We start from the raw sequence: 17,313 nt of genomic DNA on the forward strand, positions 1-17,313 counted from the left end.
TCGCCGTCGTGCGAACCGTTCGATATCCAGCTTGGCCGGGTGGCCTGGTCGCGGACTGTGGTGAGCCTGTGAGTTCCCCAAGGAACTCAGAAACATCGGCAAATATAGATATGCGCATCTATCGCGAGCCCTTTCAATGGGGACCGAACGGAGAAAGATCACAAGGACGCGGAGGTCAGGGGCGGTACGCGTGGGTGGCGATCTCGAGTACCTCGGCCAGCCATGGCGTGTACTTGCCGGGGTTCGCCGTCATATCGGCACGCAGGGCCTGGGGGGAGGTCCACGCCCAGGAGCCGATTTCGGCGGGGTCCGGCCTGGGCGGCAGGTCACCTACCGCACCGATCAAGACGTGGTCGTATTCGTGTTCGACCCGGCCGGTCGCGTCGTCGCCCGCACGGTAGGTGAACGTGTCCACCTCGGTGAGGTCGGCCGCCATTCCGAATTCCTCGCGCAACCGGATCGCGGCGGCCTCGGTGACCGCCTGACCGGGTGCCGGATGTCCACAGCAGGTATTGGCCCACTGCAGGGGGAAGCGAGTTTTCACCGCGGCGCGCTGCTGGAGCAGGACGTCACCGCGCCGGTCGAACAGCAGCACGGAGAAGGCGCGGTGGAGCGTGCCCGGGGGCCGATGGGCATCGGCCACCGAGCACGCTCCGATCGCTGCGCCTGCGTCGTCGACCAGCTCGACAAGCATGGTTTCGCGGTCGGTCGACGGGTCGGCGAGCTTCTCGGTCACCTGGCCACCTTATCGGCGACGATCAGCAGGTATTGGAAGCTCCCCTCGCGGTAGGCGGTGAGGAATGGCTGCTCGACGCCGGTGGCGAGCTCGGAATGGGTGCGCAGTTCCCAGTACGGGATGGTGTCGGGGGTGAGGTCGACGACCGTGGTGGGGACAAGGCCGCTGTCGGACATGGCGCGGAAGTACTCGCTGCGCGGATGGATCATGCAGCCGTAGTGCGCGTCGATCCAGCTGACCGAGGCGGATCGGCCGCCGGTGACATCGTTGGAGCAGCCGGTGATGCACACATAGCGGCCGCCCGGCTCGAGCACGCGGGCGAATTCGTCGTACAGATCGAAAAGGTCTACGTACATGGTGGTTTCGTTGGTCCAGATGGCGCGCGCCGACTCGTCGGCGAAGCCGGTGTCGAGCATATTGCGGAAGTGGAACCCGACCCGTTCGGTCACGCCGCGGGTCTTGGCCTGCTCGTTGGCGAAGCCGACCTGATACTCGGAGATGCTGACGCCGTCGACGTGGCAGCCGAAGCGGTCCGCGGCCATGAAGCTGGTGCCGCCGCGGCCCGAGCCACCGTCGATGAGCCGGTCGTCGGGAGTGATGCCGCCGAGATTGTCGAGCAGATAGTCGGCCTGGGCGGTCTCGAGGCGGTGCAGTTCGCGCACGATCCGATCCTGGCGGGTCTGTTCGGGGCCTTCGAGCACCGACCAGTCGGGTTCGCCGATGCCGTAGTGGTGGTGGTAGAGGCCGTCGACCTTGCCGAGCTCGGTGTTGACCCGGTCGTCGTTGGGATTGTTGTTCCAGTACGCCGCGACCGAACGCTGGTAGGTGGTGCGCAGGACCGAGCGGTCGGGGGTGTTGACGATGGTCATCTGTCGTCCTCTCCTGGGGTGATGTCGTGGTAGCGACGGCTGCCCGCGTGCCAGGCGCGGTTGCCGCCCATCCAGGCCCACAGCCCGGCCAGGAAGCGGCGCAGTTGGGGTGAGCCCGCGGCGGCGAGTGGGGCCGCCTCCCGTTCGAAGCGGTGCATCAGTTCGTCGTGGATCTGGGCGGTTCGCTGCACAGCCTCGGTCCGGCTACAGCCCTCCTCGGCGGCAAGGACCGTCGGCAGGTTGAACTCCCTGCCGCCCGAAAGATCCTCGCGCGCCATCGAATACAGGTCGTTCACCATCTGGGCGGCCAGCGCGGCGGTGGTGGTCACCCGTCGGACTGCCGGGTCGGCGTAGTCGGCGGCGGTGAGTTCGTAGCCGCCGACCACGTCGATCGGTGCCATGCACGGCAGGAAACTGTGTGGCTGTCGATTGGTCAGGTACTCCCAGACCGGCGGCATCCGGTCCGCGGCGCGCCAGCCGGCCTCGGCGCCGAGTGCGATGAACCATCCCGCGATCTCGGTGCGTAACCGGGCCAGTTGCGCTGGGCTCGCGTACCCCGCCAGGTGCGCGAACGAGGTGCGGAACGCGCGCAGAATCGGGTCGGCCTGCATGGCCTGTTCGAGCCTGGGCGCGTACTGCGCGGGCAGATGAGCCGGATCCATCGCCGCGGCGGCTAATTCGAGCCGTGGCCCGAGTTCGGCGGCCGCGCTGGACGGAGTTCCGTCGGGTGCGGTGTCACCAGGGGCGTCCTCCTCGCAGTAGTAGTCGTCGACCGACCATTCCGCTACCGCGCAGCGCGCGGCGGCCAGTAGCAGGTCCGGGTCGTCGCAATCGGGATGGGCGAGCATGATCAGCCGGCCGAAGTCGGCCTTGCCGAGTTCGTCGAGACGGCCCTCGTAGAGCCCGATTTCGGCGGCCCAGGCGAGCAGACCCGCATTGACCGCTTCGGCCAGAGCCGGGTCGTCACGCTCGGGAGGTGGACAGTAGAGGGTGGGAATTACCTGTGGTCCACCGGAATTCGCCGATCCGGCGGGCTGTGCGGTGGCGGGCTGCCGCGTCGGGAACGGTCGCAGGCCCGAAGTGCCCATCCCCGTCGGACCGAGTAAGTGGCGTGGCGAGACGCTGCCGACCCGGTGTGGAATGCGAGTGCCCGAATCGGGTGCGGTGGGTGAAGTCCGTTGCGTGAGCGATGATTTCGGTACGGCGGGTCGAGGTGGCGACAAGAGCGCCGAGGTCCGGCGGGGGAGCGTCACGGTGCCGGCGAACAAGTCAGCCGGGGCGGTGGCGCCGTGCAACAGGGCCGCCACCGCCACGGCCAGATCGCCGGCCGCGATCGGGGCGCCCGCCCTGGTGAGGATGGACACGATCCGCGCCGATCAGTCGGCCCGGCGCGCGACGAGCACGTCGTCGAGCACGCCGAGTGCGTCGGGAACGAGGACAGCCGCGGAGTAGTAGCAGCTCACCAGGTACGACATGATCGACTGGTCGTCGATCTGCTTGAACCGGACATTGAGGCTCGGCTCGTATTCGTCGGGAATGCCCGTCTGGTGCAGGCCGACGACGCCCTGATCCTTCTCGCCGATGCGCATCGCCATGATCGAGGTGGTCTGGGTGTCGCTGACCGGAATCTTGCCGCACGGCAGCAGCGGCACTCCCCGCCAGGCGGGCACGCGATGGCCCTGGTACTCCACGGGATCGGGATACAGTCCGCGGCGCGAACATTCGCGGCCGAACGCGGCGATCGCTTTCGGGTGTGCGAGGAGGAACTTGGTGCCGCGCCGCATGCTGAGCAGTTCGTCCATGTCGTCGGGGGTCGGCGCTCCGGCCTCGGTGGTGATGCGCTGCTTGAGATCGCAGTTGTGCAGCAGACCGAATTCGGGGTTGTTCACCAGGTCGTATTCGCGCCGCTCGTAGAGGGCTTCGACGGTGAGCCGCAACTGCTGTTCGACCTGGTTCATCGGATCGTTGAACAGGTCCGCGACGCGAGTGTGGATCCGCAGCACGCTCTGGGCCAGGCTGAGTTCGTACTCGCGCGGGCTGGCGTCGTAGTCGACGAAGGTGCCCTCGAGCAGGGGTTCGCCGGAGTGCCCGGAGGAGATCTCGATATCGGCTTCGCCCTTGGAGTTCTTGATCCGGCTCGACAGCTGGGCCGCTTCGGCGCGGATCTGTTCCAGCTCCGGATTCTGCTCGAGGAATTGTTCGAATTGTTGTCTCGGCAGGCAGAGAATGGTGGTTCTGGTGACAGTCTTCACCGTGTCCGGCCAGATCGCCGAGGGGTCGGTGAGCATTTCCTCGCCGTAGTAGTCACCGCCGGACAACATGCCGAGTTTGGTGGACTCGCCGTACTCACCGGAGCCGAGCCGGGCGAGTTTCCCGTGGACGACCAGGATCACCTGATCCATCGGATTGCCGAATTCGGCGACGACCGTGCCCGGATCGAGGTCGTATTGCACGAAATTGTCCGCGAGTGGTCGCAGGAGCTGGTCGTCGTCGATATCGCGCAGCGGCGGGAGTTCGCGCAATTCCTGGGGAATCACCCTGGCCCTCGATCCGTCGACGACGAATTCGACTTCGCCGTTGCCGACGGTATGGGTGAGCCTGCGGTTGACCCGGTAGATACCGCCCGCGACCTGGACCCATGGCAGGGCGCGGGACAGCCAGCGCGAGCTGATGCCCTGCATCTGCGGTTCGGACTTGGTGGTGTGTGTCAGCTTTTGCGCGGCCGTGGTGCTCAGGCTCTTGCGCACGGAATTGTCTGTGGGCAATGGCATTTCGATGGTCATGGCATATGTCCTCACCTCGGGACGGAAATCGGCACGGCCGATCGACCTGTGTGGCGCGACAGTGCGCGACAGGCTTGGGGGTGGGTAACAGTGCGAAGCGAATGGTCCTGCGCCGAATAACCGGGCGTGTGAAACGGTGTTACACGAAACTTGATGTGCGTCAGTACGTTCCGGACTCCCATGATGGTAGGGGGTCACGGTGGCCGCGCGCCACACATTCGGGAAAACATGGCGATGACCGGGAGAACCGTTGTGCGGGAGGCGATTGCGGACACAGCGGTGTCCGGAGATGGTCCGTGGATCGACACCGCGAACAGGCGGAGGCCGTTATCGTCGACGGACTGCTGCTCGGCCTCATCGCGGCGGTGCACGCCGCCACCATCGACCAATCGCCCGATGTGAGGTGAATCGCCGCAACATGCGGCCTGTCACAGCCGACACATAATGGAGGTCCGGTGTGGCAAGCTCATATGAGCACATCGGGGTGTGTGAGGTGTGTCACTTTGAGCAGGTAGGGCCAGGTGGGAACGGTGGATATCAGTCCAAAAGGTGTGGTCGGTTCGGTGCAGCGGTTGCTGGCTACCGCGCAGAACGGGCTGGAGGTGATCCGCTTCGGCGGGTTGTCACACGATGTCGAGTCCTCGCCCTTCGAGGTCGTCGAGCGTCGGCGCATGTATCGGCTACGGCACTACTTCCCCGACGACACGACGCCAGGTCGTCCGGTGGCGCTGCTGGTACCGCCGCTGATGGTGAACGCCGACATCTGGGACGTGAACGCGGCGGGCGGCGCGGTCGGCATCCTGCACGCCAGCGGAATCGACTGCTGGGTCATCGATTTCGGCTCCCCCGCGACGGAAGAAGGCGGCTGGGAGCGCGATCTGGCCGACCACGTGTTGGCGGTGAACTCGGCCATCGACACCGTCTGTGAGACCACCGGCGCCCAGCTGCACCTGATGGGGTACTCGCAGGGCGGCATGTTCGCCTACCAGACCACCGCTTACCGCTACGGCAAAGGCGTGGCCTCCATCGTCACCTTCGGCAGTCCCGTCGACATCGTCAACGGTATGCCGTTCGGGCTGCCCTACGGCGTGGTCTCCGAGGTCGCCGACTTCCTGGCCGACCATGTGATGCACCGGCTGCCGATCACCGAGTCGATGGTGCGCATCGGCTTCCAGATGCTCGACCCGGTGAAGACCGCCAAGTCGCGCATCGACTTCCTGCTGCAATTGCACGACCGGGAAGCGTTGCTGCCCAAGGAACGTCAGCGCCGCTTCCTCAACAGCGAAGGCTGGGTGGGGTATTCGGGTCCCGCGGTGGCCGATCTGCTCAAGCAGTTCGTCGCCCACAACCGGATGATGCTCGGCGGCTTCGTGATTCGCGACCACCCGGTGTCGCTGGCCGAGCTGAAGTGCCCAATCCTGGCGTTCGTCGGCGAGGTCGACGATATCGGTCAGCCCGCCGCGGTGCGTGGCATCGTGCGAGCCGCGCCCAATGCCGAGGTGTACGAAGCGAGTTTGGTGGCAGGCCATTTCGGGCTCGTCGCCGGTTCGACGGCTACCAACCACACCTGGCCGATGGTGTGCGACTGGATCGCCTGGATGGACGGCAACGGCACGCTGCCCGAGCAGATCGTGCCCATGCAGGAACACGTCGCGAGCAACGCGCCGCGCACCGCCGCCACCCGGATGGTGCACACCGCGGCCGGGCTGGCCGAGGCGGGCGCGGGCGTGGGCAAGGCACTGGAAGGCATCGCGGGCAACACGATTCGCGGTTCGCTCGAAATGGCAGGCGAGGCCGCGCGGGCGCTGCCCCGGCTGACCCGGCTCGGGATGATCCAGCCGCACACCCGCATCTCGCTCGGCAAACTGCTCAGTGAGCACGCGAGCCGCGCGCCGCAGAAGGATCTGGTCCTGTTCGACGACCGGGTACACACCAATGCCGCCGTCGAGGAACGCGTCGACAATGTGGTGCGCGGCCTGATCTCCGTCGGTATCCGGCCCGCCATGCGCGTCGGGATCATGATGGAGACGCGTCCGAGTGCCCTGGCTTCGGTCGCCGCCCTCTCGCGGATCGGTGCCGTCGCGGTGCTGCTCGCACCGGGCGCCGAACTCGACCGGGCCATCGACCTGACCGGCGTGCAGACGCTGATCACCGACCCGGAGAACCTGCGCGCGGCCGCCGCGACCGCCGCCAGAGTGCTCGTACTCGGTGGCGGCGTTGCGCGCCGGCTCGCCGTGCCTGCCAGTGATCGGGTGATCGACCTCGAGCAGATCGACCCGGCGACAGTTCGGGTGCCCGCGTGGTACCGGCCGAACCCGGGTCTGGCGCGTGAACTCGCGTTCGTGCTCGTCCTCGGCTCCGGTGAGCGCCTGGAGGCGAAGTACATCACCAACCATCGCTGGGCGCTGTCGGCGTTCGGCACCGCGAGCGCGGCCGACCTCGATCGTCGCGACACCGTGTACTGCCTTGCGCCACTGCATCACTCGTCCGGGCTACTGGTGAGCCTCGGCGGGGCGATCGCGGGCGGCAGCCGGATCGCACTGGCCAGGCCGAGGGACATGGACCCGGGCCGCTTCGCCGAAGAGGTGCACCGTTACGGCGTCACCGTCGTCACCTACACCTGGACCATGCTGCGCGACCTGCTCGACTCACAGGTCTTCCCCGCGGGCCACAACCATCCGATCCGGCTGTTCATCGGTTCCGGGATGCCCGCCGGTCTGTGGCGGCGCACCGTCGAACAGTTCGACCCGGCCAGGGTGCTCGAGTTCTACGCCTCGATCGACGGTGACGTGGTGCTGGCCAATGTCACCGGCGCCAAGATCGGGTCGAAGGGCAGGCCGGTGCCCGGCACCGCGCGCGTCGAACTGGTCGCCTACGACCCGGTCAGCGAGCAGATCCTCGTCGGCGACGACGGGTTCGCCCGCCGCTGCGCCGACAACGAACCCGGGCTGCTGCTCGGCAAGGCCGTCGACGGTGGCGACATCTCCGACGGCGGGTTGCGCGGTGTGTTCCGGGCCGGCGACGCCTGGTGGCCGACGGAGAACCTGTTCCGGCGTGACAGCGACGGTGACTACTGGTTGGTCGACCGCCGTGACACGGTGATCCGCACGGCACGCGGGCCGGTGTTCACCCAGCCGATCGTGGACGTCCTCAACGACATCACGCCGGTCGACATGGAGGTCGCGTTCGGGCTGAAGACGCCCGCGGGCATCATCGCCGCGGCCGCGCTGAGCGTGCGCCGCGGGTTCCGGATCGAACCAGGCGATGTCACCGAGGCGATGCGCGGGCTGGAGCGCGGCCAGCGCCCGGACCTGGTGTACGTCGTCGACGAGATCCCGCGCAGTTCCAGCTTCCGCCCCTCGGCGTCGGCGGTGCAGGCCGCGGGTCTGCCCAAGGCGGGGCCGGGCACCTGGATCTACAACCGGGAAACCGAGACCTACGAGGTGCTCTCGGACGCGGCAGCGGCGACGTTGTTCGGCGGGAGCTGACCCGCGGCCGACTCAGCCGCGGCTCATCGCGCGAAAAAGGCCGCCCGGCGAAACCGGGCGGCCTTTTTCGCACGAGACCGCCGGTTCCGCCGCGCCTGCACCGCAGCGACTTTCGTTCGAAGGGCTGAGGCTCCGCGAAGCGATGGTCGGCGGCCGAGGTAGTGGCAGCGCTGTTACACCTGGTATTCGGTGACCGCGTCGACGACACGGCCGAGCTGAGCCTCGCTGAGCAACGGCCACAGTGGCAGGCGCACGATCGTCGCCGAGAAGTTCGCCGAGCGCGTGCACGGCACCGGGGTGCGGCCGTACTTGAGGCCCGCTGGGCTCGAATCCAGCGGAATGTAGTGGAACGGCGCGACGATGCCGCGTTCGGCGAGGTGGGCGATGATGCCGTCGCGGCTGTCCTCGGTGGGCATGCGCAGGTAGAACAGGTGCGCGGTGTGGCCCGAGTCGGCGGGCACCGTCATCGGACGCACGTCGTTGCGCGCGGCCCAAGCGGGTAGCGCGGCCGCGTAGGTGTCCCACACACGGTGGCGGTTGGCCTGGATGGTGTCGAATTCGGCCAGCTGCGCGTCGAGCACGGCGGCGTTGAGTTCGCTGGGCAGGTAGCTGGAACCGATGTCCTGCCAGGAGTACTTGTCCACCTGGCCGCGCAGGAAGCGAGCGCGGTCGGTGCCTTTCTCCCGCATGATCTCGGCGCGACCCATCAGGATCTCGTCCGAGAGCAGCAGCGCGCCACCTTCACCGCAGTGCACGTTCTTGGTGTCGTGGAAACTCTGCGTGCCGAGGGTGCCGATCGTGCCGAGCTGCCTGCCGCGCCAGGTGCCACCGAGGCCGTGCGCGTTGTCCTCGATGATCGCCACACCGTGCTGAGCCGCGAGTTCCAGCAGCGGCTCCATGTCGGCAGCCACACCGCCGTAGTGCATCACCACGATCGCCTTGGTGCGGTCGGTGATCGCGGCGGCCGCGGCGGCGGGGTCGATATTGCCGGTGGACTCGTCGATGTCGACGAACACACAGGTCGAGCCACGCAAGGCCATCGAGGTGGCCGCGGAGGTGAACGCGAAGCTGGGGACGATCACCTCGTCGTCAGGCCCCAATTCCAGTAGCAGCGCGCCCAATTCGAGTGCGTGTGTGCAGGAGGTGGTGAGCAGCGCGTGATCGGCGCCGGTGATGGCCTTGATCTTCGCTGTCGCCGACTTGGTGAACTGACCGTCGCCGTGACTGTGATCGGAATCGAGCACGGTCATCAGATTGGGGCGTTCAGCGGCAGCGCGGAACGGCCTGCTGAAGATGATGCGGTCGCTCACGCGCGATGGCCCTTCTCCGTCGCGGCTGCCGGTACCGCGGCGTCGACTCGATGGTTCACGGCCGGCGCATGCATCGTATCCGGGCGCGGTGTGGGGGTCTGCACGGTGAGGTAGAGCGGCTTGCCGACCAGGATATGCAGTGCGACACCGAGATACTCGGCGATCAGACCGAGCGAGAACAGCATCGCGCCCGAGCACAGCAGCATGACGACGATGATCGACGCCCAGCCCTCGGGATCATGATTGTCCTGCGTCAAAGCCTGCACGATGACGACCGCGGCCATGATCACCCCGGCCAGCGCGAGGGTGACCCCGAGCATGCTCACCAGCCGCAGACCGCGAGTGCCGCTGCACAGCACCATCTTCCAGAACAGCGAGAACAGGCGGCGATAGTTGTAGCCGGACTCCTCGCGCCCCTCCGCGCGCAGCACCACCGGCACCGACACCGCGTTGCCGACCACCCAGGTGAGCGCCACGTCCAGGTACACGCCGTTGGCCGCGACCTCGGCGAGCTGACGGCCGATGTCACCGCGGATCAGCCGGAAGCTCTCGAAGCGGGTCGAATCCGGGAACGCGAACACCGTCGCGAGCACGATCTTGGCGCCGCGTGAGGTGAGATTGCGCAGGAAGCCGTGCGGTCGGGTGTTGGACGGTTTCGAATAGACCAGGTCCGCGCGCGAGGCCAGCGCCGCGTCGAGGAAATCGGCGATGAACGCGGGGTCGTGCTGACCGTCCTCGTCCATCGTGACGATCCAGTCGCCCTGTGCCGCAGCCATCCCGGCGATAGTGGCCGCGTCCTGACCGAAGTTGCGGCTCAACCAGACTGCGCGCACCTGCGGGAAGGAGCCTTCCAACTCCTGCAGGACAACGTCGGAGCGGTCGGGACCGTTGTCGTGCACGAGGATGATCTCCTCGACCGCGAATCGGGCGCCCGCCACCGTCGTGCTCGGGCCCGTCAACCGGTCCAGCTCGGCGACCAGCGCCGTGATCGTTTCCTCGCCCCGATACACCGGGACGACCACCGACACCGAATGCACCGGGCTCGACCCGTTGCGCTCGGGCGCGCCCGCACGCACGACAGTGCCGGGCCTGGACAGAGGTGCGGACGGTATCGGCATCGGCGGACACTTTCGGTATATCGAAGGTATTGATCCAACAGTGTGCGCACTTTAACACCGGGCCGTGACACGTCGGTGGTAGCGATCCCGCTGTGCGACGGTGCCAGTCGGGGCTTGTGCCTGTAGGGTCTGTTCCTCGTGGTGGAAAGTAGAACCCCGTCCCGTCGTTCCGTCTATATCTGGGGCTTGATCACCTCCCTCGGAGTGATCGCGGGCTATGGTGCGGTTCTCCTCGCCAACGTGCGGCATTTCTATACCGACGACACCGAATCCCAGTACGTCCCACTGTGGGTGATGCTCGGTAACCGGCTGCGCAACGGTGATCTGCCGGTGATGGTGCCCGAGCACTGGATGGCCGGAAACTACGCGATCGAGGAAGCGGGCCTGCTGAATCCGCCGCAGCTGCTGATCGATCTGATCGCACCCTCGGTGGACAACCTGGTGTTGTACGCGACCGTGGTGAAGCTGATCTTCGCGATCATCCTCGGCCTCGGCGTGTATCGGATCTGCCTGGCCTACGGCTCGCGCGTGCAGTGGGCTGCGCTGGCCGGTGTCTCGATCCCGTTCACCGGTTGGCTGCTGTTCTTCGACGAGGCCAGCTGGATGACTGCCTTCACCGGCACCGCGTGGATGGTGCACGCGTGGGCTTCGGGCGTTCGTTACTCGCGTGGTCGCGGCGGGCCGATCCCGGTGTTCGTGTATCTCTACCTGGCGATTTCGGTGCAGTACATTTTCCCGGCGGTGGAGGCCGGTCTGATGATCGGTGCGGTCGCGGTCGGTGAGCTGATCTACCAGCGGACCTGGCGCCCGTCACTGAAACTGCTGATGGTCGCCGGCTTGGCGGCGCTGGCAGGCGCGGCGACCTACCTGCCGAGCATGCTGTCGGCGAAGGTCACCTGGCGTGGCACCGCCCAGATCAACAACGACATGTTCCTCACCGTGCCGTGGTCGGAATCGCTGAACGCGAGCCTGCCCTCGACCCTGCCCGCCTTCACCTCGTGGTGGGGTTACGTGCAGCCGCTGCCGGTGGTCTACATCGCCTGGTTCCTGATTCCGGCCCTGGCGTTCATCGACTGGGGCAAAGCGCGCGCGGCCTGGCGCGAGCTCAGCGGGATCGGCCTGTTCGCGATCGCGGCGCTGATGTGGACGGCCGGTCCCGGCACGATCGGCCCGCTGCGCTGGCCCGCCCGGGTGCTGCCGATGGTGGCGCTCGGCCTGCTGCTGCTGGTGTGTGTGCTGCTCGGGCGGTTCGCGACCTTCAAGGACTGGCGTGCGCGGGGGATCGCGGCGGCGGTGCTGATCGGACTGCTGTGGGTGCGGTCGTTCTCGGCCGACCCGCACAACTGGATCGCGCATGTGATCGCCGCGCTGGCCATCGCGGCGCTCGGGGCCGCGCTGGTGTGGCTGGCGGTGAACAAGGGGATCTCGGCGGCGGTCGCGCTGGCGATCATCGCGGTGTCCCCGATCGCCTATGTGCAGGTGGAGCGGGCGCAGCCGACGCCGATGAGCTGGAATCTGCCCAGCGACCGGGCCGCGGCGCGCGCGGCGTTCCCGGAGTTCGCGGGGACCACGCTGCAGCTCGGCGATCGCGCACTCATCCAGCCGGGGGAGCGCACCCTCGACGGCGCCTACGGCTCGCTGGTGTTCGGCAACTACGCCAAGGACATCGAGCGCACCTATGTCAGCGGCTACACCCCGAACGGCCATTTCTGGTTCGGCGACATGCTCTGCATGCGCTGGGACACCAGCGTGTGCCCGGACGCCTACCGCCGCGCGTTCGCGGTCGAGCCGTCGACGGGCAAAACCGTCGTCGACCTGATGAACATCGACCGGGTGGTCCTGCAACGCGCGCTCTACCCCGCCGCCCGTACCGAGCCCGCGCCCGCGGGGTGGAAATGGGTCGACTACCCCGGCCACGAGAACTACATCTCGGTCCTCGAACGCGAGGACGGGCTGATCTCCACCCGCAACGGCCGGATCTCGGCGGTCAAGGACGCGACCGCGGTCTCGACCGCCGAGAGCGATACGACGAGCCGGGTCACCGTGAGCTCCGAGGCCGGTGGCAGCGTGGTGTTCGCGCGGCTGGGCTGGCCGGGTTACCGGGTAAGTCTGGACGGCAAGGACATCCCGTTCAAGGTCGTCGCGAAGAGTTTCGTCGCCGTCGACATTCCGGCGGGGACGAAGAACGGCGATCTCGAGCTGACCTGGCGGCCGCCGGGCTGGAAGATCGGTGGCGCCGCGATCGGCCTCGGACTGCTCGGACTCGCAGTGTTCCAGTGGCTGTACGTGCGCGGACGCAAGCCCGATGACGAGGAGCGCGACGCGCCGGCGGCGGAGTCGATCGCCGATGACGACGCCGCGCTCGCGGACGCGGTGCGATGACGACCGAGGCGGTCGGCGGTGTGCTCGAGACCCCAGGTCCGCTGCTGCGGATCGTGAAACGTCAGGAGCTGGCGTTCGCGATCGTCGGCGGTTTCAACACGCTGCTCGGCATGGCGCTGGTCGTGTTCTGGCTGCATGTGCTCGGCGACGGCAGGCCCGGCTTGGCTGTTGTCGCCGCCTACGCGGTGAGCACGGTGGTCGCGTTCGTGCTGCATCGCACGCTGGTGTTCCGGGTCCACGGCCACCTCCTACGCGACTTCCTCGCGTTCTGCGGGGTCAACGCGGGCGGCATGGTGCTCAACGTGATCCTGGTGGAACTCGCGGTCACCGTCCTCGGATTCCCCGCCACGCCCACCTCGGTGATCGTCATGGGTCTGGTCGCGGTGCTCAGCTTCTTCGGACACCGCTACATCTCGTTCCGGCGGGCGCGGGTAGGTTAGGCACATGGCGCACGAATCCACCATCGACGCAACCCTGCTCAGCCTGCTGGCCTGCCCCCAGGACAAGGGCCCGCTGCAGCTGGTGCGCACCGAAGCCGATGTGAGCGTGCTCTACAACCCGCGTCTGCGGCGCGCCTACCCGATCGACAACGGCATCCCGGTGCTGTTGATCGACGAGGCCCGCGACGTCAGCGACGCCGAACACGAATTCTTCGTCGCCGAATCCTGATCGGCCCACGTGGTCCACTGGCGTTCCTGCGCGATGTGCCACCGGCCATCGCGCGGGTGACGTCGCGCTGAATCACCAACTGCCGGTATCGATGTCACCGGTCAGATAGCGCTGGACGGCCGGACCCACGGCATCGACCACGGCATCGATCGGCATCGAGGCCAGCGGTTCCAGCGCGATGATCTTGCGGGCTGTCAGTACCCCGACCATCTGGGACGCGGCCAGCGCGACCCTGGCCCGACCGTCGTCCTCCGCGGTGGCGATGCGCACGCGGACCCGCTCCAGTACGACCTGAAGCAGGAACGAGCGCGCGAGATTCTGATCGCCGCCCGCGAAGATGCTGCGAACCATGGCCACGATGCCGGGTCCGGCGGGGGAGTCCCATACCGTGACGACCGCGCGCACGATGGTCTGCCCGAGCTGGTCGAGCGGGGCGGCGTCGACGGCGCCCAGGGTGGCGTCCGGGTCGACCGGGAAGTCCACCGCGGCCGCGAACAGCTGCTGTTTGTTGCCGAAATAGTGGTGCACCAGCGCCGGGTCGACATCGGCATCGGCCGCGATCGCGCGGATCGAGGTCTTGTCGAACCCGGCGCCGGCGAAGCGGACCCGCGCGGCGTCGAGGATCGCCAGCTTGGTGTCGGCATTGCCCGGCCTGCGCCCGGTGCGCCCGGATTTCGCTGCGCCGGAACCGGATTCGCCGTCACTCATCTTCGATCCTCTCCTTGGTACTACGGTGTGCGTCGACGCAGAGTAGCCGCCGCCAGGCCGAGCGCCACTACCGCGAATCCGGCGACGACGGCGATATCGCGCCACATCGTGCCCGTCGGCTCCGCGTGGATCGACACCTGCTGCAGCGCGTCCACCGCGTAACTCAACGGCATCACATTGCTGATCGCCTCGAGCCAGCCGGGCAGCCGGTCGCGGGGAACCAGCAGCCCGCACAGGAAGATCTGCGGTGCCACGATCACCGGCATGAACTGCACGGCCTGGAACTCGGTGCGCGCGAACGCGCTGGCCAGCAGGCCGAGCCCGACGCCGCACACCGCGTCGACCATCGCGATCAGCATGACCCAGCCCGGACTGCCCGCGGCGCTCAACCCGAGCAGCCAAAACGCGACCACGCACGCGACCGCGGCTTGCGCGGCGGCGGCGAGGGAGAACGCACTGCCGTACCCGGCGAGCAGATCGAGCTTGCTCAGCGGCGTGGTGAGCAGCCGTTCGAGGGTTCCCGAGGTGCGTTCGCGCTGCATCGCGATCGCGGTGATCAGGAACATCACGATGAACGGCAGGATCCCGAGCATCGTGATGCCGACCCGGTCGAACATTGTCAGCGGGGCGTGCGGCGGGCGCGGTGCGTCCTGATAGATGAAGTACAGCAACGTCATCAGCAGGGCGGGCACCACCAGGATCATCGCGACGGTGCGGTGATCGTTGCGCAGTTGGCGAAGGATCCGGCCGGTAGTGGCGGTATAGGGACGCAGAGTGGTCATGCGTGCTCTCCCATCGTGATCAAGGTCAGGAAAGCGGCCTCGAGGTTCTGTTCGTCGGTGCGCTCGCGCAGTTCGTCGGGGCTGAGCTGGGCGAGCAGGTTGCCCTCGCGCATCAGCAGCAGCTTGTCGCAGTGTTCGGCCTCGTCCATCACGTGACTCGACACCAGCAAAGTCGTTCCCGCCGCGGCCAATTCGCGGAACTGCTTCCACAACTCCACCCGCAACACCGGGTCCAGGCCGACCGTCGGTTCGTCGAGCACCAGGAGTTCCGGCTTGCCGACGAGCGCGCAGGCAAGCGATGCCCTGGTCTTCTGCCCACCCGAGAGCTGATCGCCGAGCTGATCCGCGTGATCGGCCAAACCGACTGCGACGAGCGCGGATTCGGTGTCGTCACGGTCGCGTCCGTAGAGCGCGGCGTAGTAGGCCACATTGTCGCGGACGCTGATATCGGCGTAGATGCTCGGCGCCTGGGTGACGTAGCCGACCCGCCGGCGCAGCCCGGCGCTCCCCGCCGGCTGCCCTAGGACGGTGACGGTGCCCGATTCCACCAGCTGGGTGCCCACGATGCTGCGCAGCAGGGTGGTCTTCCCGCAGCCCGACGGGCCGAGCAGGCCGGTGATCGAGCCGCGCGGGATGTCCAGGGTGAGGCCGTGCAGGACGGTGCGTTTGCCGCGCTTGACGGTCAGGTCCGCGACCTGGACGGCGATCGGCGGCGGTGCGGTGTGCGACATGGTCGCCTCAATTCATCGAGTGTTGAATTCACTACGTGATGAATTTAGCGCGATAGCGTCGATGTGGCAAGGCCAGTGGGCGTGTCCCGGGGGTGTCGCGGCCTGCTGACCTGGTTCGACGACGGTGAACTGGCCCATCATCCCGACATCCTCGTGCCACAGCAGGTGGCAGTGATACATGTACGGCGTCGTCGGATCGGCGGGCCCGTCGAAGCGCAGGGCCAGCGTCGCCGCCGTATTCGGTGGGAGGAAGATGGTGTCCTTGGCGCTGGTGAGCTCGGGCGGGGGCGGGGCACCGTCGTAGTCGAGCACCCGGAACTGCACATCGTGGACATGAAAGTTGTGCGGCATGCCGTCGACGTTGCGCACAACCCAGGTCTCGGTGGTGCCTCGGGTGACGGTGGTGTCGATGCGGCTCATGTCCATACGCTTGCCGTTGATACCGGCCAGGGTCAGGTCGAACCGGCGCTCGGCGACCGAGTCGGTGCCGTCGGGAATCGACGGCGGCACAAGGGTTTGCGGCAGTGCGGCGGACGGGCGCAGCGTCGGCGCGGCGCGCAGTTCGAGCACATCGAACGTGTCGTCAGCGCCCGAGAACCGGCCGGACCAGAAGTCGAGCCCCGCCTCGAGCTTCTCGCTGCGCAGCACGGTGCGCTCACCGGGCTTCATCCGCACCACGATCTCCGCGCGCTCGCCGGGTGAGAGCCGGACGCGATCGAGGGTGGTGGGGCGTTCGAGCAGGCCGCCGTCGGAACCGATCATCGCGAACGGACGGGCGTCGTCGAAGGCGAAGGTGTAGATCCGTGCGGTCGAGGCGTTGAGCAGGCGCAACCGCATCAGTTCGTCACCGACCTCCTGGTAGGGGGACCGGGTGCCGTTGACCATGGTGCGGTCGCCGAGGAAGCCGATATCGCGGAAGATCGCGTGCGTGCCGTCGAGGCGGCTGTCGCGCAAGCGCATGTCCTGCACGATCACCGGAATGTCGTCCACGCCGTAGGTGTGCGGCAGCGGCAGTCGCGCGCTCGGCGCGTCGTCGATCAGGAACATGCCCGCCAGGCCGCGCCGCACGTGGTCCTCGGTCGCACCGTGTGGATGGGGGTGATACCAGAGGGTCGAAGCCGGTTGGGCCACAGTCCATTCCGGCGTCCACGACGCGCCGGGGTCGACCATCTGGTGTGGTCCGCCGTCCATGGCGGCGGGCAGGTGCATGCCGTGCCAGTGCACCGTCGACGCCTCGGGGAGTTGGTTGCGCACCTGGACCCGCACGCGTTCGCCACGGGCCGCGCGCACGGTGGGCCCGAGATAGCTGCCGTTGAAACCCCAGGTCTCGGTGGCCCGCCCGGGCTCGAACTCCGTTGTCCCGGTCCGCATATCAAGCGAGAACACCCGGGTGCCGGTGGCATCGACCGTCGAATCGGCGACGGGCGGAATGCGCAGTGGCTGAGTGAATTCCGTGGTGCCGACCGTGGAGACATCGGCGCTGGTCCATGTCCACGCCACACTGCCCGCGATCGCGATGACAAGGGTGACGACGAGGACGCACGCGCCGAGCAGAATGCGACGCAGCCGACGCAGGGGAGAAGCCATGCCTCGACGGTAGGGACGCGAATGACGCGTCACATCGGGGAGCGTTCCCGGTTCGCCCCTGATTCCTGGTCGTGGATTTCAGGGTTTCCCCCAGGTCGGCAAGGCGTGATGTGGATCACCATTCGAGTTGTCACGTTTCGGCGGGCTGCT

General features: G+C 67.4%; 14 protein-coding genes. 4 read left to right on the top strand and 10 right to left on the bottom strand.

From position 1 onward, the window contains the following. Positions 1 to 175 precede the first annotated feature (175 nt). The 4 genes from idi to ACWZHB_RS06095 are packed head-to-tail and all read right to left on the bottom strand — an operon-like array spanning position 176 to position 4,388. Positions 176 to 736 (bottom strand): isopentenyl-diphosphate Delta-isomerase, encoded by a 561-nt coding sequence (idi, locus tag ACWZHB_RS06080; protein ID WP_427906937.1) that lies wholly within the window; start codon positions 734 to 736, stop codon positions 176 to 178. Then, entirely contained in the window at positions 733 to 1,605 is an 873-nt protein-coding gene (locus ACWZHB_RS06085; RefSeq protein WP_427906938.1) for a geranyl diphosphate 2-C-methyltransferase, read from the bottom strand. Before ACWZHB_RS06085 ends, idi begins: the two co-directional genes overlap by 4 nt. Continuing rightward, positions 1,602 to 2,969 carry a family 2 encapsulin nanocompartment cargo protein terpene cyclase gene (locus tag ACWZHB_RS06090; RefSeq protein WP_427906939.1) on the bottom strand — a complete coding sequence of 456 codons (1,368 nt, stop codon included), beginning with the start codon at positions 2,967 to 2,969 and terminating at the stop codon, positions 1,602 to 1,604. Before ACWZHB_RS06090 ends, ACWZHB_RS06085 begins: the two co-directional genes overlap by 4 nt. Positions 2,970 to 2,981: 12 nt before the next feature. After that, the gene (locus ACWZHB_RS06095; RefSeq protein WP_427906940.1) at positions 2,982 to 4,388 is read right to left on the bottom strand and encodes a family 2B encapsulin nanocompartment shell protein; all 1,407 of its coding nucleotides are present in this window, start codon (positions 4,386 to 4,388) and stop codon (positions 2,982 to 2,984) included. Positions 4,389 to 4,918: 530 nt separating this feature from the next. Here ACWZHB_RS06095 and ACWZHB_RS06100 point away from each other — a divergent pair. Further along, the gene (locus ACWZHB_RS06100; RefSeq protein ID WP_427906941.1) at positions 4,919 to 7,876 is read left to right on the top strand and encodes an AMP-binding protein; all 2,958 of its coding nucleotides are present in this window, start codon (positions 4,919 to 4,921) and stop codon (positions 7,874 to 7,876) included. A 173-nt stretch (positions 7,877 to 8,049) separates the two neighbouring features. Here ACWZHB_RS06100 and rffA read toward each other — a convergent pair whose 3' ends face one another. Further along, positions 8,050 to 9,186 (bottom strand): dTDP-4-amino-4,6-dideoxygalactose transaminase, encoded by a 1,137-nt coding sequence (gene rffA / locus ACWZHB_RS06105; protein ID WP_427906942.1) that lies wholly within the window; start codon positions 9,184 to 9,186, stop codon positions 8,050 to 8,052. Then, entirely contained in the window at positions 9,183 to 10,223 is a 1,041-nt protein-coding gene (locus tag ACWZHB_RS06110) for a glycosyltransferase (RefSeq protein ID WP_427909095.1), read from the bottom strand. Before ACWZHB_RS06110 ends, rffA begins: the two co-directional genes overlap by 4 nt. A gap of 222 nt (positions 10,224 to 10,445) precedes the next feature. Between ACWZHB_RS06110 and ACWZHB_RS06115 the strand changes: the two genes are divergently transcribed. The 3 genes from ACWZHB_RS06115 to ACWZHB_RS06125 are packed head-to-tail and all read left to right on the top strand — an operon-like array spanning position 10,446 to position 13,355. Next, complete coding sequence (locus ACWZHB_RS06115) at positions 10,446 to 12,686, top strand: hypothetical protein (RefSeq protein ID WP_427909096.1); 2,241 nt, start codon at positions 10,446 to 10,448, stop codon at positions 12,684 to 12,686. Then, positions 12,683 to 13,126 (top strand): GtrA family protein, encoded by a 444-nt coding sequence (locus ACWZHB_RS06120; protein WP_427906943.1) that lies wholly within the window; start codon positions 12,683 to 12,685, stop codon positions 13,124 to 13,126. The genes ACWZHB_RS06115 and ACWZHB_RS06120 overlap by 4 nt, the downstream gene beginning before the upstream one ends. Before the next feature lie 4 nt (positions 13,127 to 13,130). After that, positions 13,131 to 13,355, top strand: a complete 225-nt coding sequence (locus ACWZHB_RS06125) for a Trm112 family protein (protein WP_427906944.1) — start codon at positions 13,131 to 13,133, stop codon at positions 13,353 to 13,355. A gap of 72 nt (positions 13,356 to 13,427) precedes the next feature. Here the strand turns inward: ACWZHB_RS06125 and ACWZHB_RS06130 are convergent, their stop codons facing one another. From ACWZHB_RS06130 to ACWZHB_RS06145, 4 genes are read right to left on the bottom strand one after another with little or no spacing between them, the layout of a single operon-like run. Continuing rightward, positions 13,428 to 14,063, bottom strand: coding sequence for a TetR/AcrR family transcriptional regulator (locus ACWZHB_RS06130; RefSeq protein WP_427906945.1), 636 nt, complete (start codon positions 14,061 to 14,063; stop codon positions 13,428 to 13,430). A 20-nt stretch (positions 14,064 to 14,083) separates the two neighbouring features. After that, complete coding sequence (locus ACWZHB_RS06135) at positions 14,084 to 14,845, bottom strand: ABC transporter permease (RefSeq protein WP_427906946.1); 762 nt, start codon at positions 14,843 to 14,845, stop codon at positions 14,084 to 14,086. After that, positions 14,842 to 15,576: an ABC transporter ATP-binding protein gene (locus ACWZHB_RS06140; protein ID WP_427906947.1), complete on the bottom strand. Its 735-nt coding sequence runs from the start codon at positions 15,574 to 15,576 to the stop codon at positions 14,842 to 14,844. The genes ACWZHB_RS06135 and ACWZHB_RS06140 overlap by 4 nt, the downstream gene beginning before the upstream one ends. Before the next feature lie 12 nt (positions 15,577 to 15,588). Then, positions 15,589 to 17,163, bottom strand: a complete 1,575-nt coding sequence (locus ACWZHB_RS06145) for a multicopper oxidase family protein (protein ID WP_427906948.1) — start codon at positions 17,161 to 17,163, stop codon at positions 15,589 to 15,591. Between the last annotated feature and the right edge of the window lie 150 nt (positions 17,164 to 17,313).

Source organism: Nocardia sp. FBN12, from assembly GCF_054031145.1.

What these genes read in the sequence shown, in the direction of transcription:
- ACWZHB_RS06140 (WP_427906947.1), bottom strand. Translation starts at nt 15,576, where the DNA reads ATGTCGCACACCGCACCGCCGCCGATCGCCGTCCAGGTCGCGGACCTG.
- ACWZHB_RS06145 (WP_427906948.1), bottom strand. Translation starts at nt 17,163, where the DNA reads ATGGCTTCTCCCCTGCGTCGGCTGCGTCGCATTCTGCTCGGCGCGTGC.
- ACWZHB_RS06135 (WP_427906946.1), bottom strand. Translation starts at nt 14,845, where the DNA reads ATGACCACTCTGCGTCCCTATACCGCCACTACCGGCCGGATCCTTCGC.
- ACWZHB_RS06125 (WP_427906944.1), top strand. Translation starts at nt 13,131, where the DNA reads ATGGCGCACGAATCCACCATCGACGCAACCCTGCTCAGCCTGCTGGCC.
- ACWZHB_RS06120 (WP_427906943.1), top strand. Translation starts at nt 12,683, where the DNA reads ATGACGACCGAGGCGGTCGGCGGTGTGCTCGAGACCCCAGGTCCGCTG.
- ACWZHB_RS06085 (WP_427906938.1), bottom strand. Translation starts at nt 1,605, where the DNA reads ATGACCATCGTCAACACCCCCGACCGCTCGGTCCTGCGCACCACCTAC.
- ACWZHB_RS06130 (WP_427906945.1), bottom strand. Translation starts at nt 14,063, where the DNA reads ATGAGTGACGGCGAATCCGGTTCCGGCGCAGCGAAATCCGGGCGCACC.
- ACWZHB_RS06095 (WP_427906940.1), bottom strand. Translation starts at nt 4,388, where the DNA reads ATGACCATCGAAATGCCATTGCCCACAGACAATTCCGTGCGCAAGAGC.